The 23,908-nt window shown below is 72.7% G+C and carries 25 protein-coding genes; 15 read left to right on the top strand and 10 right to left on the bottom strand.

The annotated features are described in order from the left end of the window. Positions 1–164 precede the first annotated feature (164 nt). From ACWDXC_RS02880 to ACWDXC_RS02865, 4 genes are all read right to left on the bottom strand, one after another. Positions 165–536: an Rv3235 family protein gene (locus ACWDXC_RS02880; RefSeq protein ID WP_219499580.1), complete on the bottom strand. Its 372-nt coding sequence runs from the start codon at positions 534–536 to the stop codon at positions 165–167. 156 nt (positions 537–692) lie between these two features. Then, on the bottom strand, positions 693–1,985 hold the full coding sequence (locus ACWDXC_RS02875) for a PTS transporter subunit EIIC (RefSeq protein WP_449977360.1): 1,293 nt from the start codon (positions 1,983–1,985) through the stop codon (positions 693–695). Between the two features lie 112 nt (positions 1,986–2,097). Beyond that, positions 2,098–3,375: a PTS transporter subunit EIIC gene (locus tag ACWDXC_RS02870; protein WP_449977357.1), complete on the bottom strand. Its 1,278-nt coding sequence runs from the start codon at positions 3,373–3,375 to the stop codon at positions 2,098–2,100. 69 nt (positions 3,376–3,444) lie between these two features. After that, complete coding sequence (locus ACWDXC_RS02865) at positions 3,445–4,185, bottom strand: GntR family transcriptional regulator (protein WP_308125580.1); 741 nt, start codon at positions 4,183–4,185, stop codon at positions 3,445–3,447. 126 nt (positions 4,186–4,311) lie between these two features. On the opposite strand from ACWDXC_RS02865, the gene ACWDXC_RS02860 reads away from it, so the two are divergent. From ACWDXC_RS02860 to nagZ, 6 genes are read left to right on the top strand one after another with little or no spacing between them, the layout of a single operon-like run. Further along, positions 4,312–5,346, top strand: a complete 1,035-nt coding sequence (locus ACWDXC_RS02860; RefSeq protein WP_219499574.1) for an SIS domain-containing protein — start codon at positions 4,312–4,314, stop codon at positions 5,344–5,346. A gap of 50 nt (positions 5,347–5,396) precedes the next feature. Beyond that, complete coding sequence (locus tag ACWDXC_RS02855; RefSeq protein WP_049564709.1) at positions 5,397–5,633, top strand: glucose PTS transporter subunit EIIB; 237 nt, start codon at positions 5,397–5,399, stop codon at positions 5,631–5,633. A gap of 12 nt (positions 5,634–5,645) precedes the next feature. Continuing rightward, complete coding sequence (locus ACWDXC_RS02850) at positions 5,646–6,092, top strand: PTS sugar transporter subunit IIA (protein WP_219499572.1); 447 nt, start codon at positions 5,646–5,648, stop codon at positions 6,090–6,092. 20 nt (positions 6,093–6,112) lie between these two features. Continuing rightward, a complete protein-coding gene (locus ACWDXC_RS02845) occupies positions 6,113–6,373 on the top strand; it encodes an HPr family phosphocarrier protein (protein ID WP_219499565.1) in 261 nt (86 codons plus the stop codon). 11 nt (positions 6,374–6,384) lie between these two features. After that, a complete protein-coding gene (gene ptsP, locus ACWDXC_RS02840) occupies positions 6,385–8,049 on the top strand; it encodes a phosphoenolpyruvate--protein phosphotransferase (protein WP_449978161.1) in 1,665 nt (554 codons plus the stop codon). A gap of 56 nt (positions 8,050–8,105) precedes the next feature. Further along, positions 8,106–9,407 carry a beta-N-acetylhexosaminidase gene (gene nagZ / locus ACWDXC_RS02835; protein WP_449977354.1) on the top strand — a complete coding sequence of 434 codons (1,302 nt, stop codon included), beginning with the start codon at positions 8,106–8,108 and terminating at the stop codon, positions 9,405–9,407. Here nagZ and atpB read toward each other — a convergent pair. Beyond that, positions 9,404–10,198, bottom strand: coding sequence for a F0F1 ATP synthase subunit A (gene atpB / locus ACWDXC_RS02830; RefSeq protein ID WP_449977352.1), 795 nt, complete (start codon positions 10,196–10,198; stop codon positions 9,404–9,406). The two genes, nagZ and atpB, sit on opposite strands and share 4 nt — an antisense overlap. A gap of 139 nt (positions 10,199–10,337) precedes the next feature. On the opposite strand from atpB, the gene ACWDXC_RS02825 reads away from it, so the two are divergent. The 4 genes from ACWDXC_RS02825 to ACWDXC_RS02810 all read left to right on the top strand — a co-directional run bounded on the left by ACWDXC_RS02825 (position 10,338) and on the right by ACWDXC_RS02810 (position 12,952). After that, positions 10,338–10,982 (top strand): HAD family hydrolase, encoded by a 645-nt coding sequence (locus ACWDXC_RS02825; RefSeq protein WP_219499559.1) that lies wholly within the window; start codon positions 10,338–10,340, stop codon positions 10,980–10,982. Between the two features lie 31 nt (positions 10,983–11,013). Then, complete coding sequence (locus ACWDXC_RS02820; protein ID WP_219499557.1) at positions 11,014–11,523, top strand: DUF6912 family protein; 510 nt, start codon at positions 11,014–11,016, stop codon at positions 11,521–11,523. Positions 11,524–11,533: 10 nt separating this feature from the next. Then, positions 11,534–12,160 (top strand): HAD family hydrolase, encoded by a 627-nt coding sequence (locus ACWDXC_RS02815; protein ID WP_449977349.1) that lies wholly within the window; start codon positions 11,534–11,536, stop codon positions 12,158–12,160. A 72-nt stretch (positions 12,161–12,232) separates the two neighbouring features. Next, positions 12,233–12,952, top strand: coding sequence for an HAD family hydrolase (locus ACWDXC_RS02810; protein WP_219499944.1), 720 nt, complete (start codon positions 12,233–12,235; stop codon positions 12,950–12,952). Here the strand turns inward: ACWDXC_RS02810 and ACWDXC_RS02805 are convergent, their stop codons facing one another. Beyond that, positions 12,953–14,533: a penicillin-binding transpeptidase domain-containing protein gene (locus ACWDXC_RS02805; protein WP_449977347.1), complete on the bottom strand. Its 1,581-nt coding sequence runs from the start codon at positions 14,531–14,533 to the stop codon at positions 12,953–12,955. Positions 14,534–14,641: 108 nt separating this feature from the next. Here ACWDXC_RS02805 and ACWDXC_RS02800 point away from each other — a divergent pair, with 108 nt between their 5' ends. From ACWDXC_RS02800 to ACWDXC_RS02790, 3 genes are read left to right on the top strand one after another with little or no spacing between them, the layout of a single operon-like run. After that, complete coding sequence (locus ACWDXC_RS02800) at positions 14,642–15,559, top strand: LysR family transcriptional regulator (protein ID WP_449977345.1); 918 nt, start codon at positions 14,642–14,644, stop codon at positions 15,557–15,559. Further along, complete coding sequence (locus tag ACWDXC_RS02795; protein WP_364172989.1) at positions 15,556–16,413, top strand: serine hydrolase; 858 nt, start codon at positions 15,556–15,558, stop codon at positions 16,411–16,413. The genes ACWDXC_RS02800 and ACWDXC_RS02795 overlap by 4 nt, the downstream gene beginning before the upstream one ends. Before the next feature lie 58 nt (positions 16,414–16,471). Further along, complete coding sequence (locus tag ACWDXC_RS02790; protein ID WP_449977343.1) at positions 16,472–18,433, top strand: acetoacetate--CoA ligase; 1,962 nt, start codon at positions 16,472–16,474, stop codon at positions 18,431–18,433. Here the strand turns inward: ACWDXC_RS02790 and ACWDXC_RS02785 are convergent. Together ACWDXC_RS02785 and ACWDXC_RS02780 are read right to left on the bottom strand one after the other, a co-directional pair. Next, positions 18,423–18,980 (bottom strand): NADPH-dependent FMN reductase, encoded by a 558-nt coding sequence (locus ACWDXC_RS02785; RefSeq protein WP_449977340.1) that lies wholly within the window; start codon positions 18,978–18,980, stop codon positions 18,423–18,425. The two genes, ACWDXC_RS02790 and ACWDXC_RS02785, sit on opposite strands and share 11 nt — an antisense overlap. After that, entirely contained in the window at positions 18,977–19,903 is a 927-nt protein-coding gene (locus ACWDXC_RS02780) for an NADP-dependent oxidoreductase (protein ID WP_449977337.1), read from the bottom strand. The genes ACWDXC_RS02785 and ACWDXC_RS02780 overlap by 4 nt, the downstream gene beginning before the upstream one ends. A 106-nt stretch (positions 19,904–20,009) precedes the next feature. On the opposite strand from ACWDXC_RS02780, the gene ACWDXC_RS02775 reads away from it, so the two are divergent. Both ACWDXC_RS02775 and ACWDXC_RS02770 read left to right on the top strand, forming a co-directional pair. Then, positions 20,010–20,951, top strand: a complete 942-nt coding sequence (locus ACWDXC_RS02775) for an AraC family transcriptional regulator (protein ID WP_219499544.1) — start codon at positions 20,010–20,012, stop codon at positions 20,949–20,951. A gap of 38 nt (positions 20,952–20,989) precedes the next feature. Then, positions 20,990–21,619: a GNAT family N-acetyltransferase gene (locus tag ACWDXC_RS02770; RefSeq protein WP_364172976.1), complete on the top strand. Its 630-nt coding sequence runs from the start codon at positions 20,990–20,992 to the stop codon at positions 21,617–21,619. Here ACWDXC_RS02770 and ACWDXC_RS02765 read toward each other — a convergent pair. Together ACWDXC_RS02765 and ACWDXC_RS02760 are read right to left on the bottom strand one after the other, a co-directional pair. Next, a complete protein-coding gene (locus tag ACWDXC_RS02765) occupies positions 21,616–23,097 on the bottom strand; it encodes an NADH-quinone oxidoreductase subunit NuoF family protein (protein WP_308125577.1) in 1,482 nt (493 codons plus the stop codon). The genes ACWDXC_RS02770 and ACWDXC_RS02765 overlap by 4 nt on opposite strands. A 28-nt stretch (positions 23,098–23,125) precedes the next feature. Then, a complete protein-coding gene (locus ACWDXC_RS02760; protein WP_219499541.1) occupies positions 23,126–23,905 on the bottom strand; it encodes a hypothetical protein in 780 nt (259 codons plus the stop codon). Positions 23,906–23,908 lie beyond the last annotated feature (3 nt).

The raw sequence follows: 23,908 nt of genomic DNA, 5'->3' as shown, positions 1-23,908 counted from the left end.
CGGGTCCTGCGGGGTCGGATCCTGTGGGCCGGGCCCCGCAGGCCCTCCCCCCGTGGGCCGGGCCCGGAGGGGAGCGCCCGCCTCTGGTTCGGAGAGGTGGGGCCGCGGCAGGGGGTGGCTCAGGGGCGGTGCGGTCGCAAGCTGCCCCGGGGCGCCGGGTGGGGTCAGGCGGTTTCGAAGTCGGTGCAGAGCCATTGGACGCCGCGCCGTTCCAGGCGGAGGGCGAGGACGCGGGCGCGGTCGCCGCAGTGGACGAGCAGGCACATCTCGATGGCCCCGTCCCGGGGCTCCTTGACGTGGGGGACGCCGACGAACGGCGGCCGGGGGGAGTCGATCATGCGGCCGGCCCGGACCAGTTCGCGGTAGGCGCGGTCGGTGAGGCGGTCGATGAGGGTCTCGGGCGGCCGGCGGCCGGCGAGGACCTCGGCGAGGGCCTGGCCGAGCTGCCGGAGCCGCCGCTCGTCGGGCAGGGCGCCGGGGGCGCCCCAGACCAGGGTGGTGAGGGCGAGCGATCCGTGGGTGTCGTGCGAGGGCATGGGTCCTCCATCAAGGGGGGCGACAGATCGGTACTAGGAGGTTTCGGCGCGGCCGGCAGATACATCGGCCGCCAACTTGTCCGGAGCGTGTCCGGGTATGGGGCGGCGGGCGTAGAAGGTCGCGGGAAGCTGGAGCGGTGCCGCAGCCTTTTCGGGTCAGGCCGGGGGCCGGTCGGGGGTGTCCTCAACTTCGCGGCCGGGGGTGGGGAGCGACAGGGCGCGGATGAGGAAGGTGAACAGCGCGTAGTAGACGACGGCGTAGGCGAGCCCGGCCAGGATGATCAGGTCGATCCGGTGCGTGTTGGACTTGCTGGCGTTGAGGAGCAGGTCGATGGCGCCGCCGGAGAAGGTGAAGCCGAGGCGGGCGCCGAGCTCGGCCATGAGGGCCATCGACAGGCCGGTGAGCACGGCATGCACGGCGAACAGGGCGGGCGCGACGAAGATGAACGCGAATTCCAAGGGTTCGGTGATGCCGGTGATGAACGAGGTGAGCCCGGCGGAGAGCATGATGCCGCCGACGGCCGCGCGGCGGTGGGGGAGGGCGGCGCGCCACATGGCGACGGCGGCGCCGAGCAGGCCGAACATCATGATGGGGAAGAAGCCGGTCATGAAGATGCCGGCGCCCTGCTCCCCGGCGAAGTAGCAGTTCAGGTCGCCTGCCGCGTCGCGGGTGGCGCCGTGCTGGCCCGCGCGGCATTCGGGGAGCGTGAACCAGACGATGGTGTTGAGCACGTGGTGCAGGCCGAAGGGGATGAGCAGCCGGTTGGCGAGGCCGTAGATGCCGGCTCCGGCGGTGCCGTGGGCGGAGAGCCAGTCGCCGGCGACGGCCAGCCAGTCGGCGACGGGCCGCCACAGGATGCCGAGGACGACGCCGAGCAGGAGGGCGGCGACGGCGGTGATGATGGGGACGAACCGCCGCCCGCCGAAGAAGGCCAGCCAGGATGGGAGCTTGATGCGGTAGAACCGCTCCCACAGGAGGGCGGCGGCCAGGCCGATGAGGATGCCGCCGAGGACGCCGGTGGGGTTGGCGGCGGCCAGGTCGAGGGCGGGGGCGGTGGCGCCGTCGCGCACGGTGGTGATCATGACCCGGTCGTAGACGGCGCCGCTGCCCGCCTGGAAGAACAGGGTCTTGGTGACGCGGTCGAAGACGAGGTAGCCGACGAGGGCGGCCAGGGCGGTGGAGCCGTCGGCCTTGCGGGCGAAGCCGATCGCGACGCCGATGGCGAACAGCAGCGGCAGGTTGTCGAAGAGCGCGCCGCCCGCCGCGGCGAGCACGTTCGCGACGGGGAGCAGCCAGGGCCAGGCGCCGCCGAGCCCGTCCTTGCCGAGCAGGTCGTCCTGGCCGAAGCGGAACAGCAGGCCGGCGGCGGGCAGGACGGCGATGGGCATCATGAGCGAGCGGCCGACGCGTTGCAGCACCGCGAACGCCGAGCCGCCCTTGCTGGTCATGCATCCCCCCGCACGTCACGGGGGTCGGTCGGTTCCTACCACATGGGAGGGCCGGGAAAACGGCGCCAGGGGGCGCGGGGAAACGGAGCCAGGGGGCGCGCGGAGATCGCCGCTAGGGGGCGCGGGGCTCGCCGGAGTCGACGTCGGGTTCCGGCTCGCGGCCGGGGGTCATGATGTCGAGTTTGCGGATGAGGAAGCTGAACACGACGTAGTAGACGACGCCGTAGACGACGCCGAGCAGGAGGATGCCGGGCACGTTCTGGGTGTTGGACTTGCTGGCGTTGAGCAGCATGTCGAGCAGCCCCGCGGAGAAGCCGAAGCCGAGCTGCCCGCCGATGAGCGTGGTGAGGGCCATGGCGAGGCCGGTGAGCACGGCGTGCACGACGAGCAGCACGGGGGCGACGAAGATGAACGCGAACTCGATGGGCTCGGTGATGCCGGTGACGAACGAGGCGAGGGCGGCGGTCAGCATGATGCCGCCCACGGCCGTGCGCCGGTGCGCCGGAGCGGCCCGCCACATGGCGAGCGCGGCGGCGGGCAGCGCGAACATCATGACGGGGAAGAACCCGGCCATGAACTCCCCGGCGGTGGGGTCGCCGGCGAAGTAGCAGTTCCAGTCGCCGCCGAGGGCGCGCCCGCCGACGTCGCACTGGGGCACCACGTGCCAGACGATGGAGTTGGCGAAGTGGTGCAGCCCGAGCGGGATGAGCAGCCGGTTGATCAGCCCGTAGATGCCGGTGCCGAGCGGCCCGAGCGTGGTGAGCGCCTCGCCGGCGTGGCCGATCCACTCGCCGAGTATGGGCCACACCCAGCCGATGACCACGCCGAGCACCAGCGCGGCCAGCGTGGTGATGATGGGGACGAAGCGCCGCCCGCCGAAGAAGGCGAGCCAGGAGGGCAGCTTGATCCGGTGGAAGCGCTGCCACAGCAGGGCGGTGACCAGGCCCATGAGGATGCCGCCGAGCACCTTGGTGGGGTTCTGCAGGCCGAAGTTGATGACCTCGGCGACGCCCTGGTCCTGGGCCTCCCGGATGATCACGGTGTCGCGGATGCCGGAGCCGGCGAACATCACCTTGGTGACCCGGTCGAAGACCAGGTAGCCGACGACGGCGGCCAGGCCAGTGGTGCCGTCGGCCTTGCGGGCGAAGCCGATGGCCACGCCGACGGCGAAGAGCATCGGCAGGTTCTCCAGCAGGGCGTCGCCGGCGGCCTCCATGACGAGGGCGACGTCGTTCATCCAGGCGAGCCCGGCGACGTCGGCCAGGCCGCCGGGTTCGGCGCCGTTGGAGCCCAGCATGTCGGACTGGCCGAAGCGGACCATCAGCGCGGCCACGGGGAGGGCGGCGATGGGCAGCATGAGCGAACGGCCCATCCGCTGGAGCACGTTCATCACGCGTGCTAACGGCGAAGGCCGGGCGGCGGTGGTCTCGTTCACCGGGCGTCCCTCCGGGTCGGGCCCTCAACCCCGTCTTGCGGGCATTTCCAGAATGGTGCGGAGCTGGTAGCGGTCGGCGCGGTAGGTGGAGACGCCGAGCTCGGCGCAGACGCCGCCGGAGAACGAGCGCCGTTGCAGCAGCAGGACGGCGCCGCCGCGGGCCAGCTTGAGCAGGTCGGCGTCGCTCGGGTCGGCGATGCCGCCGTCGATGGTGAGCTCGCCGGCGTCCATGACGAGGCCGTAGCGGCTCTCCAGCAGCTCGTAGAGCGAGCGGCCGGACAGGTCGTGCTCGGCGAGGTCGGGGGCGAGCTTGACCGGGATGTGCGCCCGTTCGATGGACAGCGGCTCGCCGTCGGCGGTGCGCAGCCGTTCGATGAAGTGGACCTCCTCGCCCGGCTGGATGCCGAGCTCCTTGGCCAGGTGGGCGCTGGCGCGCACGACGCGCCGGTCGAGGTCGCGCGAGCCGGGCACCATGCCGCGGGCGCGCATGTCCTCGGTGAAGGAGGTGAGCTGGAGCGCCAGCTCGATCTTGGGCCGGGCGACGAACGTGCCCTTGCCCGGCACCCGGTGCAGGCGCCCTTCGGACACGAGATGGTCGACGGCCTGCCGCACGGTCATGCGGGACAGGCCGAACCGCTGGCAGAGCTCGCGCTCGGACGGGATCGCGGCGCCGATGCTGAGCTCGTCGCTGTCGATGAGGTCGAGCAGGATCTCGCGCAGCTGGAAGTACTTGGGCACCGGGCTGTCCGGATCGATGTGTGCCACGGATCCTCCCCTCGATCTGACCTGGGTCATGGGCTATGGTTCGTACTGGTCTAGTCCGGACTAGACCACCACATGACGCAAAACAGGGTCAAGTCCGAACGGTAACAGTTGAGGGATGAACACGAGATGACCACCAAGATGCGCAGCGAGATCGCCGAGCAGCCCGAGGCGCTGCGGGCCACGCTCGACTCCCTGCTCCCCAGGGTCGGCGAGGTGAAGGCGCTGGGCGAGCAGACCCGCCAGCTGCTGTTCATCGCGCGTGGCACCTCCGACAACGCCGCCGTCTACGGCCGCTACCTGGTCGAGTCGCACGCCGGCAGGCTGTCCGCGCTCGCGGCGCCGTCGATCGCGACGACGTACAAGCGCAAGCTCGACCTCGACGGCGTGCTGGCCGTCGCCATCTCCCAGTCGGGGCGCACCGAGGAGATCGTCGAGACGCTGGCCTGGGCGAAGGACTGCGGCGCCCGTACCGTCGGGGTCACGAACGGCGGCGAGGACAGCCCGCTGGCGCAGGCGGCCGACCTGGCGCTGTGCACGCTCGCGGGCGAGGAGAAGGCCGTTCCGGCGACCAAGACCTACACCACGCAGCTCGCCGCGCTGGCCGTGCTGGCGCTGGGCCTGGGCGCCGAGGTGGACGCCGACGAACTGCGGCGGGTGCCGGAGGCGGTGGAGAAGCTGATCTCCGAGCCGGGCGACCTGGACGCGGTCGTGGAGGGGCTGGCGGACAAGCCCGGCGTGGTGGTGTCGGGGCGCGGCATGGCGTTCTCGACGGCGCTGGAGACCGCGCTCAAGCTCAAGGAGGCCTGCTACCTGCACGCGATGGGCCTGTCGTACGCCGACCTGCTGCACGGGCCGATCGCGGTGGTCGACGCCGACACCCCGGCGCTGCTGGTGGCGGCGGAGAACAGCCCGACGCTGCAGGGCACGGTGGCGCTGGCCGAGCGCGTCGTGGCGGCGGGCGCGGCGGCGTTCACGATCGGCGGCGGCGAGGGCCTGGCGCGGGCGGGCACGGCCGCGCTGAACGGCCCCGACCTGCCGGAGTGGCTGGCGCCGATGGGTCTCATCGTTCCCGGGCAGCTGCTGACCGAGGCGCTGGCCAGGCGGCTGGGCATCGACCCCGACGCGCCGCGCGGGCTCAACAAGGTGACCCAGACGGACTGATCACGCAGCGTCGTTTAGCCTGGTCGCAGAGTCATGACGAGGAGGGCCGGATGGCGGCGGACGTGAACGCGATCATCGCCGGTCTAGGCGGTGCCGACAACATCATCGAGATCGAGCCCTGCATCACCCGGCTGCGCACGGAGGTCGCCGACGCCACGAAGGTGGACCAGGCCGCGCTCAGGGCGGCCGGCGTCCACGGTGTCATGGCCGCCGGCAACGTGGTGCAGGTCGTCGTAGGGCCGGAGGCCGACACCATCGCCAGCGACATCGAGGACATCATCGGCTAAGAGGGCGAGACCATGACGACTGTTCTCGCCCCGGTCGAGGGGGCGGCTGTGGGACTGGCGGCGGTGCCGGACCCCGTCTTCTCGGCAGGCATGGTGGGGCCGGGAACGGCGATCGACCCGTTGCGGGGCCCGGGGAAGGCTGTTGCCCCCATAGCTGGGAAAATCATGAAACTGCACCCGCATGCGTACGTCATCGTAGGAGATGACGGCAAAGGCGTGCTGGTGCATCTGGGCATCGACACGGTGCAGCTCAAGGGAAAGGGATTCCAGTTGCTGGCCGCCGAAGGCGACAGGGTGAGCGCCGGGCAGCCCGTGGTGTCCTGGGATCCGGCCGCCGTCGAGGCGGGCGGGCGTTCGCCCGTCTGCCCGGTGGTGGCTCTCGACGCGGTCGCCGGAGCGGTGACGGACGTGGCACGGGGCGCCGTGCACGCGGGCGACGAGCTTTTTCGATGGACGTAGCAAGAGGGAAGGAAGGGTTCATGGGCGAGCGCAAGGCGACCGTGGCGGCGGAGGTGGGGCTGCATGCCCGGCCCGCGGCCACGTTCGTGCAGACGGCGATGAAAGCCCCGATGGACATCCGCGTCGCCAAGGTCACGGGCGGCGAGCCGGTCAACGGCAAGAGCATCCTGCAGATCATGGCGCTGGACGTCCGGCAGGGGGAGACCATCGTGATCACGGCCGAGGGCGAGGGTGCCGAGGAGGTTCTCGACCAGCTCGCCAGCATCGCCTCCACGCCGTGAACCTGCGGGGGGTGGGGGTCAGCCCGGGCATCGGGCACGGCCCCGCGTACCTCCTGACCGCCCGTGTGCCCGAACCCCCCGAGGGCGCCACACACGCGGGAGACGCGGATCAGGAGAAGGAGCGCGCGGTCATGGCGCTCGCGCAGGTCGCGGGCGAGCTTGAGGCGCGCGGTGACCGGGCGGGCGGCGAGGCCCGCGAGATCCTCAAGGCACAGGCCCTGATGGCGGAGGACCCCGGGCTGGTCGTGAAGATCAGGTCGCTGATCGACCGGGGTACGGCCGCCCCCAGGGCCGTGCACGAGGCTTTCACCAAATATCGGGACGTGCTGGAGGGGGTCGGCGGCTACCTGGGTGAGCGGGCGGCCGACCTCGACGACCTCAGGGACCGGGTGATCGCCCAGCTCACCGGCCAGGAGCTGCCCGGCCTGCCGCCGCCGGGCGACACGCCGTACGTGCTGGTCGCGCATGATCTGGCGCCCGCCGACACCGCGCTGCTGTCCGGCCACGCGGTGGCCGCGTTCGTCACCGAGGAGGGCGGGCCGACCAGCCACACCGCGATCATGGCCAGGGCGCTGGGCGTGCCCGCCGTCGTGGCCTGCGCGGGCGCGACGACCCTGCGTCCCGGCGTCGAGGTGCTGGTCGACGGCACCTCAGGAGAGGTACGGGCGCGGCCGACGGAGTCCGACGTGGCCAGGGCGGAGAGCGTCGACACCGCCAGGCAGGCCGCCATCGACCGGGTCACCGGCCCCGGGCGGACGAAGGACGGCCACCCGGTGCCGCTCCTGGCGAACGTCGGCGGTCCGGCCGACCTCGAAGCGGCGCGCTCCTGCGGCGCCGAGGGCGTCGGCCTCTACCGCACCGAGTTCCTCTTCCTGGGCCGCGCCGAGCCCCCGGGCGCCGAGGAGCAGGAGCGCGCCTACCGGGCGGCGCTGGAGGCGTTCCCCGGCGGGCCGGTGATCGTGCGGACGCTCGACGCGGGCGCCGACAAGCCGCTGGCGTTCCTGCCGCCCGGCTCGGCCGAGCCGAACCCGGCGCTGGGCGAGCGCGGGCTGCGCCTGCTGCGGGCCCACCCGGAGGTGCTGGAGACGCAGCTCGACGCGCTGGCCACGGCGGGCGCGGGAAGCGGTGGGCGGCTGCGGGTGATGGCGCCGATGGTGACGACGGCCGAGGAGGCCCGGTGGTTCGCCGCCGCGTGCCGGGCCGCCGACCTGCCGGAGGCGGGCGTCATGATCGAGGTCCCGGCGGCGGCGCTGCGCGCCCGCGACCTGGTGGCCGAGGTGGACTTCGTCTCGGCCGGGACCAACGACCTGGCCCAGTACGCCTTCGCCGCCGACCGCGAGCTCGGCGCGCTGAGCGAGCTGCACGACCCGTGGCAGCCGGCGCTGCTCGACCTGCTCGCCGGCATCCTGGCCGCCGCGGCGCAGGCGGGCAAGCCGGGCGGCGTGTGCGGCGAGGCGGCGGCCGACCCGGGGCTGGCCTGCGTGCTGGCGGGGCTCGGCGCGGCGTCCCTGTCGATGGGGCCCGCCGCGCTGCCCGCCGTACGGGCCGCGCTGGCGTACCACACGCTGGAGCAGTGCCGTGCGGCGGCGGAGTCGGCCAGGGCGGCGACGACGGCGGCCGGGGCGCGAGCGGCGGCCCGCGCCCACCTGACGGAGCTGGAGGCGCTGGGGCTGTAGCAACTTTTGGCCGTCGTCCGGCACGGGCACGTCGCCGCGTGGATACGGTGGTGTTCATGGTTCGACGGATCGGTGCGGCAAGCGTCCTGACGATCGCCCTGGCGGCGTGCAGCGGCGGCGGCGGGGCGGCGACCGCGGCGTCGCCGGCCCAGCAGCCCGCCCAGGAGTCCGCCAAGCCGCCCGCGACCGGCGGCGAGCCCGCCACCTCCGCGCCGCCGTCCGCCCAGGACCCGGTCAAGCGGGTCCTGGCGGGCCTGAGCACCGAGCAGAAGGTCGGCCAGCTCTTCATGCCCGTCCTGTACGGCACCGCCGCCGACACCGTCTCCGGCGAGAACCAGGCCCGCTACGGCGCCCAGACGCCCGCCAAGGTGATCCGCAAATACCATCTCGGCGGCGTCATCCTGTTCCCCGCCAACGTCAGGAGCACGGCCCAGGTCGTCGAGCTGACCAACGGCATGCAGCGCGCGTCCGGGCTGCCGCTGCTCGTCGGCACCGACCAGGAGAACGGCCTGGTGTCGCGGATGTCGGCGCTGATGACGCGCTTCCCCGGGGCCTCGCAGATCGGCGCGACCGGCGACACCAGCCTGTCGCGGGCCGTGGCCAGGGCCACCGGCGAGGAGCTGCGCGCCCTCGGCGTCAACCTCGACTTCGCGCCCGTCGCCGACGTCAACATCGACCCGAAGAACCCGGTCATCGGCCCGCGCGCCTTCGGCGACGACCCGGCGAAGGTGGCCAAGATGGTCGGCGCCGCCGTCAAAGGGTTCGGCGACGCGAAGGTGGCCTCCACCGCCAAGCACTTCCCTGGCCACGGCGACACCCGGATCGACAGCCACACCGGCCTGCCGGTGATCAAGCACACCCGCGCGCAGTGGGAGCGCCTGGACGCGCCGCCGTTCCGGGCGGCCATCGCGGCCGGGGTCGACGCGGTGATGAGCGCGCACATCGTCTTCCCCAAGCTCGACCCGTCGGGCGACCCGGCGACGCTGTCCAAGCCGATCCTGACCGGGCTGCTCAGGAAGGAGCTCGGCTTCAAGGGCGTCATCTCCACCGACGCGCTCAACATGGAGGGCGTGCGCAAGAAGTACGGCGACGGGGAGGTGGCGGTCCGCGCCGTCCTGGCCGGCGCCGACCTGCTGCTGATGCCGTACGACCTGCCGAAGGCCTACGGCGCCGTGCTGGCGGCGGTCAAGGACGGGCGGATCTCGCAGCAGCGGCTCGACCAGTCGGTCACCCGGCTGCTCAAGCTCAAGCAGGCCCGCGGCCTGCTCCAGGAGGCGCCGGTGGCGTCGGCGAAGCGGGCGGCCCAGGTGCTGCGTTCGCCGGAGCACCGCAAGCTGGCCGCCCGCGTCATCCGTTAGTGCTCGCCGTGCAGGCCGCTCGCCACGTACATGGCGGCGAGCATGGCGAACAGGTAGGCCTGCAGGAACTGGATGAACATCTCGAACGCGGTCAGCAGGATCGTCATGAGCACGCCGACCACGCCGATCCCGGCGCCGAGCGGCGTGAGCCTCTCGAACAGGAACCAGAAGCCCACGGCGCTGAAGAACGCCAGCAGGATGTGGCCGGCGAACATGTTCGCGAACAGCCGGATGAGGTGCGTGAACAGTGACAGGAAGAACACCTCGGCGAGGATGAGCGGCGCGTACAGCGGATAGGCCCAGCCGGGCAGCCCCGGCAGGATCACGATGCCCTTGAGGTAGCCGATCAGGCCGTGGTGCCGGACGCCGAGGTAGATCTTGATGCCGTACACGAGCAGCGCCAGCGTCGCCGGGAACGCGATGTGCGCGGCGACGGGGAACTGGACGAACGGGATGACGCCCATGAGGTTCCAGGCCATCACGGTCAGGAACAGGCTGAGCAGGAAGCCCATCCACCGGTCGGCGTCCTTGCCCAGGTTGGGCCGGGCCACCTGGTCGCGGACGAACTCGTAGACGTACTCGCCGTAGCTCTGCCAGCCGCGTGGCACGAGTTTGGGCCGGGCGAAGGCGGCCCATGACAGGGCGATGACGAGGACCGAGCAGAGCAGGGCGACCAGGACGGGTTTGGTGAGCCAGGCCGGTCCGCCGGCGAAGATCGGCGGGAGGTCGAAGAGCTCGGGTCCGGGAGCTCTGAACCGGTCGGGGGAGGTGATCAGGATCGTCGTTCGCAACGGCGGTCCCTTCAGGGATCGGACAGGAATCTCACGATAAACAGGTGATTTGGTGATCCCTAACAGGGGGTTTATAACCGGCGAAACGCCCTGTGCGAGGCTCTACGCTGGAGTGCCGGACTGCCACGAGGAGGCGAATGTGGTCGCAGGTGTGCTGATCGACTGGGGCGGGGTGCTCACGACCAGCCTGACCGACTCCATCGCCAGGTGGATCGAGGCCGACCGCATCGACGGCGACCACTACCGTCAGGTCATGCGCGAGCTCGTCGAGGCCGCCTACGACGGCCAGGAGGAGAACGTCATCCACGCCCTGGAGCGCGGCGAGCTCGACGGATCGGCGTTCGAGCGCGACCTGGCGGCCCGGCTGCTGACCCTCGACGGCGCGCCGCCGGAGGCCGAGGGCCTGCTGGAGCGCATGTTCGCGGGCTTCGAACGCGTCGAGGCCATGTACGACATGCTGGCCGAGGTCAGGAAGGCCGGGCTGAAGACCTGCCTGCTGTCCAACTCGTGGTCCAACACCTACCCGCGCGACGGCTGGGACGAGGTGTTCGACGCGATCGTGATCTCCGGCGAGGTCGGCATGCGCAAGCCCGAGCCGCGCATCTTCGAGCACGCGCTCGGCGCGATCGGCCTGCCGGGGGAGTCGTGCGTGTTCATCGACGACATCGAGGCCAACATCGCGGCGGCGCGTACCCTGGGGATCACCGGAATCCACCACCGCGACGCGGACACGACCATCCGGGAACTCGAGTCCCTCCTCCGGCTGCCTCTGCGGCGGGCATGATGGGACCCTCGCACGCTGTGAAAGGTTCGTGATGCGCGTCTACCTGCCGTGCACCCTGCCCGCGCTGGCCAGGGCCGCCGAGGCCGGGGAGCTGGCCCCGGCCCCGCTGACCGGCTACGCGGTGACCCCCGCGCTGACCGAGTGGTACGCCTCGGGCGACACCGAGGAGCTCGAGTACGTGGCGCTCACCGAGGCGGCCCGCGCCTCGCTGCGCATGCTGGCCGCCGACCACGCCGACGGCGTGGCCGTCCCGGCGCGGCGGGTGGTCGTCGCGGCCGAGGTCGACGGGCCCGTGCCGCACAACGGCGCCGACCTCCAGGAGAAGGCCCGGGTCCGGCTGACCGAGCCGATCCCGCTGGCCAAGGTGGCCGCCGTGCACATCGACGACCTGTACGCGGTGCCCGACATCGAGGCGGCGATCGCCGCGCTGCCGGCGGCCGACAAGGGCGACGACGACGCCCGTTTCACGGTCGACGGCGCGGAGGCGCACGAGCTCATGTGGTACGCCACGCAGGAGATCCCGGACCTGCTGGCCGGATAAGCTGGACATGATGACCAAGCACATTGTCTGGGACTGGAACGGCACGCTCTTCCACGACATCGACGCCGTCGTCGGCGCGACCAACGAGCTCTTCCGGCCGTACGAGCTTCCCCCGCTGACGGCCGACGGGTTCCGCGCCGTCTACACCCGGCCCATCTGGGTGGCCTACGAGCGGATGCTCGGCCGCCCGCTGTCGGAGGGCGAGTGGGAGCGGCTCGACGTCGGCTTCCACGACCACTACTTCCGGCTGGCCGCGGAGTGCGGGCTGGCCGAGGGCGCGGAGCTGGCGCTGAGCGGCTGGACGGGCACGCAGTCGCTGTGCTCGATGGCCCCGCACGACCACCTGGTGCCGAAGGTCGACTCGTTCGGCATCAGCCGCCACTTCACCCGCATCGACGGCCTGATCGGGGTGACCGGAGGGGAGAAGGCGGCGCACATGGCCGCCCACATCCGGTCGGCCGGGGTCGACCCGCGCGAGGTGCTGGTGATCGGCGACAGCGTCGACGACGGCGTGGCCGCCCGCCACGTGGGCGCCCGCGCGGTGCTCTACACCGGCGGCATGTCCACCAGGGCCGAGCTGGAGTCGACCGGGTTCCCGGTCGTCGACACGCTCGCCGAAGCCATGGATCATGCCTGATTCGACCGGTCACCCGCCGCCCGAGGGGGCGGTGGCCCTACTCTGGGGGCGGTTCGCAGTCAGGAGGCCGCCATCAACCGCCTAGTTCTCTGGAACGTCGACCTGACCCTGGTCGACGTCGCGATCGTGACGCGCGACGCCTACGCCGAGGCGTTCCGCGCGGTCACCGGGCGTCCGCTGGTCAAGCTGGTGCCGCCGATGGGCCGGCCCGACTCCGAGATCGTCTTCGAGACGCTCGCGGTCAACGGCGTCGAGGCCGAGGACGACCACCTGCCGCGCTTCCTGGCCGCGCTGGCCTCGGCCTTCGCCGACCGGCGCAAGCGGCTGCCCAAGGAGGGCAAGGTGATGCCCGGGGCCAAGGACGCGCTCAGGTCCGTGGCCCGGCTCGACGGGGTGATCCAGACCGTGCTCACCGGCACGATCAAGAGCAACGCGGTGCTCAAGCTCCAGGCGTTCGGCCTGGACCGCTACGTGGACTTCGAGCTCGGCGGCTACGGCGAGGAGGTCTACCCCAAGGCGTCCCTGCTGCAGGTCGCGCAAGGCCGGGCCAAGCAGCGGCTCGGCGTCCCGTTCACGCCGGCCAACACGGTGCTGATCGGCGACTCGGCCCGGGACGTGCAGGCGGCCAGGATCGGCGGGGCCGCGATGATCGCGGTGGCGTCGGGCCGGTCGACGGCCGCCGAGCTGCGCGAGGCCGGGGCCGACGTGGTGCTGCCAGACCTGTCCGACGCCGCCGAGGTGGTGGCCGCCGTGGCGGCGCTCACCACCCCGCTCGACCGCAAGGCGGGCTGATCAGCCCAGCTCGGCGAGGAAGCGGGCCGCGACAGGGGCCGCCACCGCCGAGCCGGCGCCGCCGCCCTCCACGATGACGGCGAAGGCCAGGTCGTCCTTGTAGCCGATGAACCACGAGTGCGCGGGCGGCTCCTTGCCCGACCCGTACTCGGCGGTGCCGGTCTTGCCGGCGGTCCCGCCGGGGAAGCGCACGGCGTGGGCGGTGCCCTCGGTGACGACGGCGGGCATGAGCGTGCGCAGCGCGCTCACCACGTCGGCGTCGAGCTTGCGGGGCCGCAGGTCGCCGGGCGCGATGTCGGCGCCGACCAGCCGAGGCGGGCGCCAGGCGCCGTCGGCGACGGCGGCGGCGACCGAGGCCATGTTGAGCGGGCTGGCCAGCACCCGGCCCTGCCCGATGGAGGCGGAGGCCAGGTCGGTGGCGTCCTTGGGGGTGGGGAAGTCGGCCTTGACCGCCGGGACGCCCGGCTTGATGGGGGCGCCGAAGCCGAAGCTGGCGGCGACCTCGGCGAGCCGTTCGGCGCCCAGGTCGCCGACGACCATCGCGCCGAACGTGGTGTTGCACGAGTGCGCGAAGGCGTCGCGGAAGGCGAGCGTGCCGTAGTCCTTGAAGCCGGCGTTGTGGAAGGGGAAGCCGCCGATGTTCTGCTCGGCCGGGCAGCTCACCCGCTCGCCCGGCCGGACCCCGTCGGCGACCAGCGCGGAGGCGGTGACGACCTTGAACGTCGAGCCCGGCGGGTACTTGCCGAGCAGCGCCCGGTTGAACCCGCCCGGCTTGTTGACCGCGGCCAGGATCTCGCCGGTCGAGGCGCGCACGGCCACCAGCGAGGCGGGCTTGTCCACGCCTTCCAGGGCGTCGGCGCCGGCCCGGTGCACCTTCAGGTCGAGGGTGGTCCTGATCGGCTTCCACGTGGGCGGGTCGAGCAGGTTCTTGACGACCTCGCCGTTCTCGACCAGCTCGATCCGGTCGCTGTCGCGCTCGGCGAACCAGTCGGGGTAGGTCTGCGCCAGGCCCGCGACGAGTTGCTGCACCGAGCCCGGCGCGTCCGGGGTGTCGATGCGGGTGCCGTCGGCGGCCTGCACCTCCAGGCCCTTGACCCGCTCGGTGACCAGCCGCACCGCGCGGTCGCGGGTCAGCGAGGGGTGCAGGGTGGCCGGGGTCCAGTCGATCTTCCAGGTGCGGTCGCGCTCGACGAACTTCAGGTCGCCGAAGTACTTCCAGTCGACGGCGCCGCTGAAGGTGGCGCCGAAGCTGACCTCGCCGGTGTCGGCGCCGTCGGCGGCGAAGACCCCGCCGGTCGTGATCCGGTGGAAGGTCTGCCGCTCGGCCTTGACGGCGGCGCTGAACTGCCGGTGCCGCTGCTCGAAGTCGGCCGGCGGGTCGGCGACCAGCTCGCGCATGGCCCGGTAGTCCCCCGCGGACCAGGCCGACAGGTAGGCGTCGGCGACCTGCTCCGGCGATCCGGTCGTGCGCAGGACCCAGAACGTGCCGGTCGCCGCGACGACCGGGACGAGCGCCCCGGCGACCCAGGGCCAGCGCCGCCTCCGTCTGGGCGGGTTCTCCGGCCGGAGATGTGCGTACATTGCCCCCGTTTGTGAAGCCATGCGTCAGAGGACAGCAGAGCCCCGGCCTGGCTGTCCAATACTGATATGACCGGTTCATCGATATGGATTTGGCTATAGTCACTGCTCATGGACCTGGTCCGGCACTTGCGTTACTTCACCGTGGTCGCGGAGGAGCTGCACTTCGGCAACGCCGCGATCCGGCTCGGCATGGCCCAGCCCCCGCTCAGCCAGCGGATCAAGCGACTGGAGGAGGAGCTCGGCGTGCGGCTGTTCGACCGCTCGGCCCGGCAGGTCAGGCTCACCGAGGCGGGCCGGCTGCTGCTCGGCGAGGCCAGGGAGATCGTCGCCCGCGTCGACCGGCTGCACGAGGTGGTCCGCCACGGCCAGGCCGCCGTCCTCAAGGTCGGCGTCCCGCCCGACCTGGCCGCCGCCGTCCTGGCCGCCCTCGTCGAGGGCTTCCGCGAGAGCAACCCGGAGGTACGCCTCGCGCCCGCCGAGATCTGGACCGCCGACCAGGTCGGCGCGCTGGCCGAAGGCGTGATCGACGTGGGCGTGGTCCGCCACCCGGTCACCGCCCCCGGCCTGCACTTCGGCCAGACGCTGGTGCAGGCGCAGGGCGTGCTGCTGGCCGCCGGCGACCCGCTCGCCGGATCGGGCGAGCTGCACCTGGCCGACCTGGCCGGCCGCGAGCTGCTCATGCCGCCCCGGGAGGGCGAGCCCGGCGCCCACGCCGAGCTGCTGGCCGAGTGCCGCCGCCACGGCTACGTGCCCGCGCAGGTCCACCAGGGCGCCGGGCTCGGCCTGGTGATGGCCGGGGCCGCCGTCGCGTTCGGGCCCAAGGCGGACGTGGCGGGGCTGGCCTGGCGTCCGCTGCTAGGCTCGCCCATCGCCTACCGGGTCTCCACCGCCTGGCGGGCGGCCACGGCGACGGTGACCGACTTCTCCGCCGTGGCCGTACGGATCTTGAAGGAGCGCGCCGGGATGACCGACGAGGACGCCACGCCCGTGCGGCGGGTCAGCCGCAGGCCGGGGATGCTGGCATGAGCGGTCCGGACCTGGAGGCGGTGTTCCGCGCGGCGGGCGTGCGCGGCTGGCTGCTGGCCACCGACGTCGACACCGGCCGGGAGATCGGTCACGGGGCCGACGAGCCGGTGCCCACCGCGTCGATCTTCAAGGTGCCGCTCATGGTGGAGTTCTGCCGGCAGGCCGACGCGGGGCTGCTCGACCCGGCCGGCCGCGTCACCGTGACCGGCCGCGACCGCGTCTCCGGGCCCACCGGACTGTCCGCGATGCTCGACGACGTCACGATCTCGCTGCGCGACCTGGCCTACCTGATGATCGCCGTCAGCGACAACACCGCCGCCGACGCGCTGCTCGCCCGGGTCGGCAGGGAGGCGGTCAACGCCATGCTCGACGGGTTCGGCCTGACCGGCACCCGGGTGCTGCAGAGCGCCGGGGAGATCAACACGAGCATGGCCGACGACGCCGGGCACGGCTGGCCGTACCTCGAACCCGACGACCTGGCCCGGCTGCGCGTGCTCGACCCGGCCCGCACCAACCGCAGCACCGCGCGCGAGCTGACCCGGCTGTTCGGGCTGATCTGGAGGGACGAGGCGGCCTCGCCCGGCTCCTGCGCGTGGATGCGCGGCGTGCTCAACCTCCAGGTGTGGCCGCACCGGCTGGCGTCCGGGTTCCCGTACGACGACGTGGCGGTCAGCGGCAAGACCGGGACGCTGCCGACGCTGCGCGGCGAGGCGGGCGTGGTCGAGTACCCCGACGGCGGGCGCTACGCGGTGGCCGTGATCACCCGCTCCTACTCCACCGCGCTCAACCAGCCGCGCGCCGACGCGGTGATCGGCACGGCCGCGCGTATGGCGGTGGACCACCTGAGGAGATAGCAAGTTATGTGGGAGGTCGGGTATGACTTTCCGCCTACCGGCCGACAGGATGGGGCACATGGTTGCTGAAGGTGCACTGCTCTGGGAACCCACCGACGAGACCACCGGGCGGGCGCGGCTGACGCGCTATCTGGAGTCGGTGGGCCGCGCCGGTGAGCCCTACGAGGACGTGTGGCGCTGGTCGGTCGAGCGGCCGGAGGAGTTCTGGACGTCGATCTGGGACTACTTCGAGGTCATCGGGGAGCGTGGCGACGGGCCCGTCATCTCCGGAACGATGCCCGGCGCCGAATGGTTCACCGGAAGCACGCTCAACTACGCCGAGAACGCGCTGCGCCGCACCGACGGCGTGGCCGTGGTGTTCGTCTCCGAGGACGGCGCCCGGCAGGAGATCAGCTACGCCGAGCTGCGCGAGGAGGTGGCGCGGGTGCGCGCCGGGCTGGTCCGGCTCGGCGTCGGGCGCGGCGACCGGGTGGCCGGCTACCTGCCGAACATCCCGCAGGCGCTGATCGCGTTCCTGGCCACCGCCTCGCTGGGGGCGATCTGGTCGGCCGGGTCGCCCGACTTCGGCGTGCCCAGCGTGGTCGACCGGTTCAAGCAGATCGAGCCCAAGGTGCTCATCGCGGTCGACGGCTACCACTACAACGGCAAGACCTACGACCGCTCGGCCGCCGTCAACGAGATCGCCGCCGCGCTGCCCGGCCTGCGCGCCACCGTGTGGATCCCGTACCTGGCCGCCGTGGACGAGGGGCGCGCGCCGCAGCAGGCCGAGCCCGCGCCCGGCCACGACGAGGAGCTGCCGCGCGGCGAGGTGATCGGCTGGGAGGGGCTGCGCGCGCAGAGCGCGCCGCTGGAGTTCGAGCGCGTGCCGTTCGGCCACCCGCTGTGGATCCTCTACTCCAGCGGCACCACCGGGCTGCCCAAGCCGATCGTGCACGGGCACGGCGGCGTGGTGCTGGAGCACCTGAAGTCGCTCACCTTCCACCAGGACCTGGGGGAGGGCGACGTGTTCTTCTGGTACACCACCACGGGCTGGATGATGTGGAACTACCTCATCGGCGCCCTGCTGGTCGGGGCCACGCCGGTGCTCTACGACGGCGCGGCCACGCATCCCTCGCCCGCCGCGCTGTGGCGCATCGCCGCCACCGAAGGGGTGACCTACTTCGGCGTGGGCGCGCCGTACATCATGGCCTCGCTGAAGGCGGGCCTGACGCCCGAAGGGCTGGAGCGGCTGCGTGGCATCGGCTCGACCGGGTCGCCGCTGCCGCCCGAAGGGTTCGCCTGGGTGGCGGAGAAGCTGCCCGGGGTGCCGCTCGGGTCGTTCTCCGGCGGCACCGACGTGTGCACCGGGTTCGTCGGCGCGACCGTGCTGCACCCGATCCGGGCGGGCGTCATCCCGTGCCGGTCGCTGGGCGCCCGGGTCGAGTCCTTCGACCCCTCGGGCAAGCCGGTCTTCGGCGAGGTCGGGGAGCTGGTGCTGACCGCGCCGATGCCGTCGATGCCGGTGATGTTCTGGAACGACCCGACCGGCGAGCGCTACCGCGACAGCTACTTCGACGTCTACCCCGGCGTGTGGCGCCACGGCGACTGGATCAAGCTGGAGCGTGACGGGAGCTGCGTCATCTACGGCCGCTCCGACTCCACCCTCAACCGGGGCGGCGTCCGGATGGGCACCAGCGAGTTCTACCGGGTCGTCGAGCGCTTCGACCGGATCGTCGACAGCCTCGTCATCGACACCGGCCAGCTCGGCCGCGAGGGCCGGCTGCTCCTGTACGTGACCCTCGCCGAGGGCGCCGAGCTGACCCCCGACTTCGAGCAGGAGCTGCGCACGACGCTGCGCCGCGAGCTGTCGCCCCGGCACGTGCCCGACGAGATCCACGCGGTGCCCGGCATCCCCCGCACCCTGTCGGGCAAGAAGCTGGAGGTCCCGGTGCGCAAGATCCTGCTCGGCACCCCGGTCGAGGAGGCCGCCAACCCGGACGCGATGGCCAACCCGGAGGTGCTGCGCTACTTCACGCCCTGAGCGGGCGCAGCGCCCGGCTCCAGGAGACGAGCTGGTCCAGCATGACGGTGACGCGCTCCTCCTGGTGGGCCGCGGGCCTGAACTCGGAGAGGTTCTCGAAGTCGGCGAACAGCGAGAGCGTCACCTGGGCCTGGACGGTGGCGACCTGGAGCTGGCCGAGCACCTGCCGCAGGTGCTCGGCCGCCCGCACGCCCCCGTCGACGCCGTAGCTGACGAACGCCGCCGCCTTGTCGGCCCACTCGGCATAGAGGAAGTCGATCGCGTTCTTCAGCACGCCGCTGGTCGAGCGGTTGTATTCAGGCGTCACGAAGACGAAGCCGTCGAAGCGGGCGATCCGCTCCGACCACGCCAGCGTGTGCGGGTTCTCGTAGCTGCCCGCCGCTGCGGGCTGCGGCTCGTCCAGGTGCGGCAGCGCGTGCTCGTGCAGGTCGACGAGCTCGAACCGGGCGTCGTCACGCTTGGCGGCCAGGTCGTGCACCCAGCGGGCGACGTTCTCGCCGTTGCGTCCGGGACGGGTGCTGCCGATCACGATGCCGATGTCGATCATGAGTTCTCCAGGGTGATGAGGATCTTGCCACGGGTGCGACCGGCCTCGGCCCTGCGGTGCAGCTCGGTCAGGCCGGTCAGGGGATGGGTCTCGGCGATCTCGACGACGAGCTCGCCCTTGTCGATCAGGCCGGCGAGCTCGGTGAGCTGACCGGCGTCGGCGCGGCCGATGAAGTGGCGCGCGTTCGGCGCGTCGACCGGGGTGGCGATCGTGATGACGGTCCGGCCCAGCGGCGCCAGCGCCGCGGCCTGCTCCGGCGGCACGGCGGCCAGGTTGAGCACCACGTCCATGCCGCCGGGCAGCGGCGTGGTGGTGTAGTCGACCACCTCGTCGGCGCCCAGCCGGCGAACGGCCTCGGCGCTGCGCGGGCTCGCGGTGGCGATCACGGTCGCGCCCGCGAGCTTGGCGAGCTGGACGGCGAACAGGCCGACCCCGCCGCCCGCGCCGTTGACCAGCACGCGGGCGCCGCTTCCCGCCTGCCCGGCTCCCGCCTGTCCGATGCCCGCCTGCTCGTGGATCGCCTGCCACGCCGTCAGCCCGGCCACCGGGATCGCCGCCGCGTGCGCGAGCGGGATCGAGCGCGGCGCCGGGGCCAGCAGGTCCGCGGGGGCGACCACGTACTCGGCGGCGGCCCCCGCGACCAGCCCGATGACCGGGTCACCCACCTCCAGGGCGGTGACGCCGGGGCCGAGCGCGGCCACGGTGCCCGCCACGTCCCAGCCCAGCGTGTGCGGCAGCGTGATGCCCAGCGCCTCGTGCAGGTACCCGGACCGCAGGCCCGCGTCCGACGGGTTGAACGAGGTCGCGACCTGCCGCACGAGCACCTCGCCCGGGCCGGGCGACGGCACGGGGAGCTCGTCGTAGCGGATGACGTCCGGGCCGCCGTAGGCGTGCACCCGGGCGGCCCGCATGGTTCGGCTCACGTGGAGCTCCTTTCGGTTGATGCAACCGTAGGAGGCTCAGACGCGACATCCAATGCGTGAGTGACTGGCTTTTATACGCGATCGTCTCGCGGGGTAGACTCCGCTCATGGACGTGCTCAGTGACGTGATCGCCGGCATGCGGGTCGGGCTGCCCAACTCCACGCGGATCGCCTGGCACGCGCCGTGGGGCCAGCGCTTCGCCTCCGGGCCCGGCTCGGCCGGGTTCCACGTGATCCTGGAGGGCTCCTGCTGGGTGATCCCCGACAAGGGCGAGCCCTTCCCTCTGGGCGTCGGCGACGTGATCTTCTTCCCGCGCGGCGACGGCTACGCGCTGGCCGACTCGCCCACCACGCCCATCACCCACACCGCCTGCGACCCGGGCGACGAGGCCCAGCTCTACGCCTCGGCCTCCGTCGGCGGGCCCGGGGCGGTCACGGTGACGCTCTGCGGCGGCTACCGGCTCGACGAGTCGCGCTCCCACCCGATCCTGCTCAACCTGCCCGGCCTGATCCACCTGCCCGCCCGGCTGGGCCACCATCCCGAGCTGCGCACCGCCGTCAGCCTGCTGGCCAGCGAGGTCGCCGATCCGCGCCTGGGCGCCGACACCGTCGTGGCGTCCCTGCTCGACATGCTGCTGCTCTACATCCTGCGCGCGCACATCGAGGCCGACCCCGAGCGGTGCGAGTCCCACGGCTGGGCGGCGGCGCTCGCCGACCCCGCCGTCAGCGTCGCGCTCGACGCCATCCACCGCGACCCGGCCCACCCGTGGACCGTGCAGTCGCTGGCCGCGCGGGCCGGGCTGTCGCGGGCCGCCTTCTCACGCCGCTTCTCCATGCTGGTCGGGCAGCCGCCGCTGGGCTATCTCACCTGGTGGCGGCTCTCCACCGCCGCCCGGCTGCTCCGCTCGTCCGACGCGCCGCTGAGCGAGGTGGCCACCCGGGTCGGGTACGGGTCCGAATTCGCCTTTGCGAACGCGTTCAAAAGGGAGCACGGCATGGCCCCGGGAAAGTACCGCCGCCTGAGTTGCCCGCTCCCGCAATCCCGATAATGGGGTGTTCTTCAGTTTGATCGCGGAAGTGGGAAAATATGCGTAATTGGCCGTTCTTCAATCTTTCAGTCACCACCCCCAGGATCGAACTGCGCTTCCCATCGCTCGAGGATCTCGACGAACTCGCCGAGCGCGCCGCCGAGGGCGTCCACGAGGCCGGCGTCATGCCGTTCGTCCACCCGTGGAGCGAGGCCGCGCCCGCCGACCGGGCCCGCTCCACCGTCCAGTACCACTTCCGCCAGTGGGCCGCGCTCACCCCCGACGACTGGTCGCTCAACTTCGTGGCCGTGTACGAAGGCCAGGTCGTCGGCACGCAGGGCATCATGGGCGCCGACTTCCCCGTCCTGCGCGAGGTGAAGTCCGGCTCCTGGCTCGGCCACCGCTTCCAGGGCATGGGCATCGGCACCGAGATGCGCGCCGCGATCCTGCACCTGGCCTTCGAAGGGCTCGGCGCCGCCCACGCCACCACCGAGGCGTTCGCCGACAACCCGTCGTCCCTGGCCGTGACCGGCAAGCTGGGCTACCACGACGACGGCGTCACCCTCTACAAGCGGCAGGGCAAGCCGGTCGTCTCCCGCAGGTTCCGGCTCCCCAGGGCCGACTGGACCCCGGTGCCCGGCATCGAGATCCACCACCTGGAGCCCTGCCTGCCCCTGCTCGGCCTCTAACCGGCGCGGGCCAGCCGCAGCGCGAGCGCCGGGCACATGCCGACCGCGCGGCTGGCCTCCTTCACCATCCAGCCCGGCACCGTCCGGAACGACGGGAAGCCGTAGTCGTCCAGCTCCACGAACTCCGGCAGCAGGTGCGCGCACAGGCCGTGGCCCTGGCAGCGGGTCCAGTCCACGTCCAGGCGATACTCGGGCTCGTCCTCCGGCTCCGGCAGCGGCAGCACGCCACGCACCGGCCGGCCGCACGAACCGTGCTCCAGGTGCAGGGCGATGTCGCTCTCGAACGCGTCCAGCGACGACAGCACGAACCTGGCCGTGCCGTCCGGATGGAAGCACGCGCCCCGCCTCTCGACCGAGCGCACCGAACGCCGTACCGCGTCGATCGAGCCCGTGCCCTCCACCAGGGCGCCGAGCGCCCGCGCCACGTCCGGGAGGCCGAGCCGGCACGGGCCGCACTGGCCCGACGACTGCGCGGCCAGGTACGCGGCGACCCGGGCGGCCTCGCCGACCGGGCAGGTCGACTCGCCGAGCGGCACCACGATGCCGGCGCCGAGGCTGCCGCCCGCCAGCTTCATGCCCTCGCGCGAGACGACGGCGGAGACCGCGGTCTCCGCGTCCAGCCAGGCGCCGTGGTAGCCGCCGATCAGCACCCCGTCGCCGATCTCCGCCTCGCACAGGTCGAGCACGTCGATCAGCGGCGTGCCGGTCGGCGCCTCCACGACCGCCGCCGTCGCCGCCCCGCCGCTCACGCTGAGCAGCACGGTGCCTGGCTCCCTGCTGGTGCCCGTCTTGGCGTACTGCTCGGGGCCGAGCTCGGCGAGCACGGCGAGCTGGGCGAACGTCTCGGTGTTGGACAGCAGCGTGGGCAGCCCGTCGACGCCGCTCTCGCTGGCCCGCCGCTTGCGGCCGGGCGGCACCGGGTCCATGCCGTTGACCGCCCGCACCAGCGCGCCGCCCTCGCCGGAGATGAACCGCTCCCGCAGGCCGACGACCCTGATGCCGATGCGGCTCTCGGCCGCGCCCGCCACGTTGGCGGCGCGCCGCTCGGCGACGGCGGCCGTGATCGACGCCTCCGCGACCTCGCCCTCGACCGTGGCGACCACCACCTCGCGGGCGTTCAGCGCCTCGGCCGCGAGCACCGCGCCGTCGAGCACCAGGTGCGGGTTGCGGACCAGCAGCATCGCGTCCTTGGAGCTGGCGGGCTCGCCCTCGGCGCCGTTGACCAGCACCACGCTCTCCCGCCCGCGGCGGGCGTCGGCGACCGCCCGCAGCTTGCGCGCGAACGGGAACGCCGCGCCGCCCCGCCCGCGCATGTCCACCTCCTCCACCTGGGCGATGATGTCGTCGAGGGTGCGCGGCACCTGGTCGCCGTGGAGCGTGCGGTGCGCCGGCAGGTCGAGCCGCCGGGTGTGGTCGAGGCCGGCGGTGAGCCGGGCCGGTCCCATGCGCAGCACGCGCGGCACCGAATGCGGGATCAAGGCCACTCCTGCTCTGTCCTGTGCGGGTTCATCCCGCTTCCCGGTACTTCCGCCGGGCCTCGGCGAGGCTCACCGGCGCGTCCATCCGCTCGGCCGGCTCGGCCGGAGCGGCACTGACCGCGGGCGCGTCCACCTGCTCGGCCATCAGCGGCGGCCGCAGCATGGTGGCCAGCAGCCGCACGAGCAGGGCCGACGCCACGGCCGCCAGGCTGGCCATGTACGACCAGGCCACCCAGCTCGCCGCCCACCGGCCCGCCGTCAGCCCGTGCAGGATGGCGACCGGCCACGACACGTACGCCGTGGCGTGCATCAGCCGCCACATCCACGGCCTGCCGGTCACCGCGAACCGGCCCCGGGCGATCCCCGTCACCACGACGACGATCATCAGGTCGAAGGCCAGCGTGCCCAGGCCCACCCAGATCCCCGCCATCGGGATCAGCAGCGCGGCCGGCGGCACGTGCCCCAGCGAGACCATCAGCGCCACGTGCGTGAGCAGGAACGCCGTGCCTGCGAACGCCGCCGCCCGGTGGGCGAGCTGTGCGCGGACCCGGTTCGCCGGCGACAGGAACACGCGCTCGGTGGTGAGCAGCCCGAGCGCCACCGTCGCCGTCAGCGACACCAGCGCGAACACGCCGGCGAAGTACTCAAGGAAGGCCACCCCGCGGCCGAGCAGCTCGATCCCGCGTTCCGTCATGGTCAGGGCGATCCCCGACAGCAGGACGGCGGCGATCGACGCGCTCACCCCGAGCCGGACGTTCCTGGCGTCCAGGCCGCCCGGGGCGTGCCGCGGCTGTCTTCTGTGGAGCATCGG

It is taken from the genome of Nonomuraea sp. NPDC003214, assembly GCF_053590035.1.
This window is presented reverse-complemented; position numbering and strand designations above follow the sequence as displayed.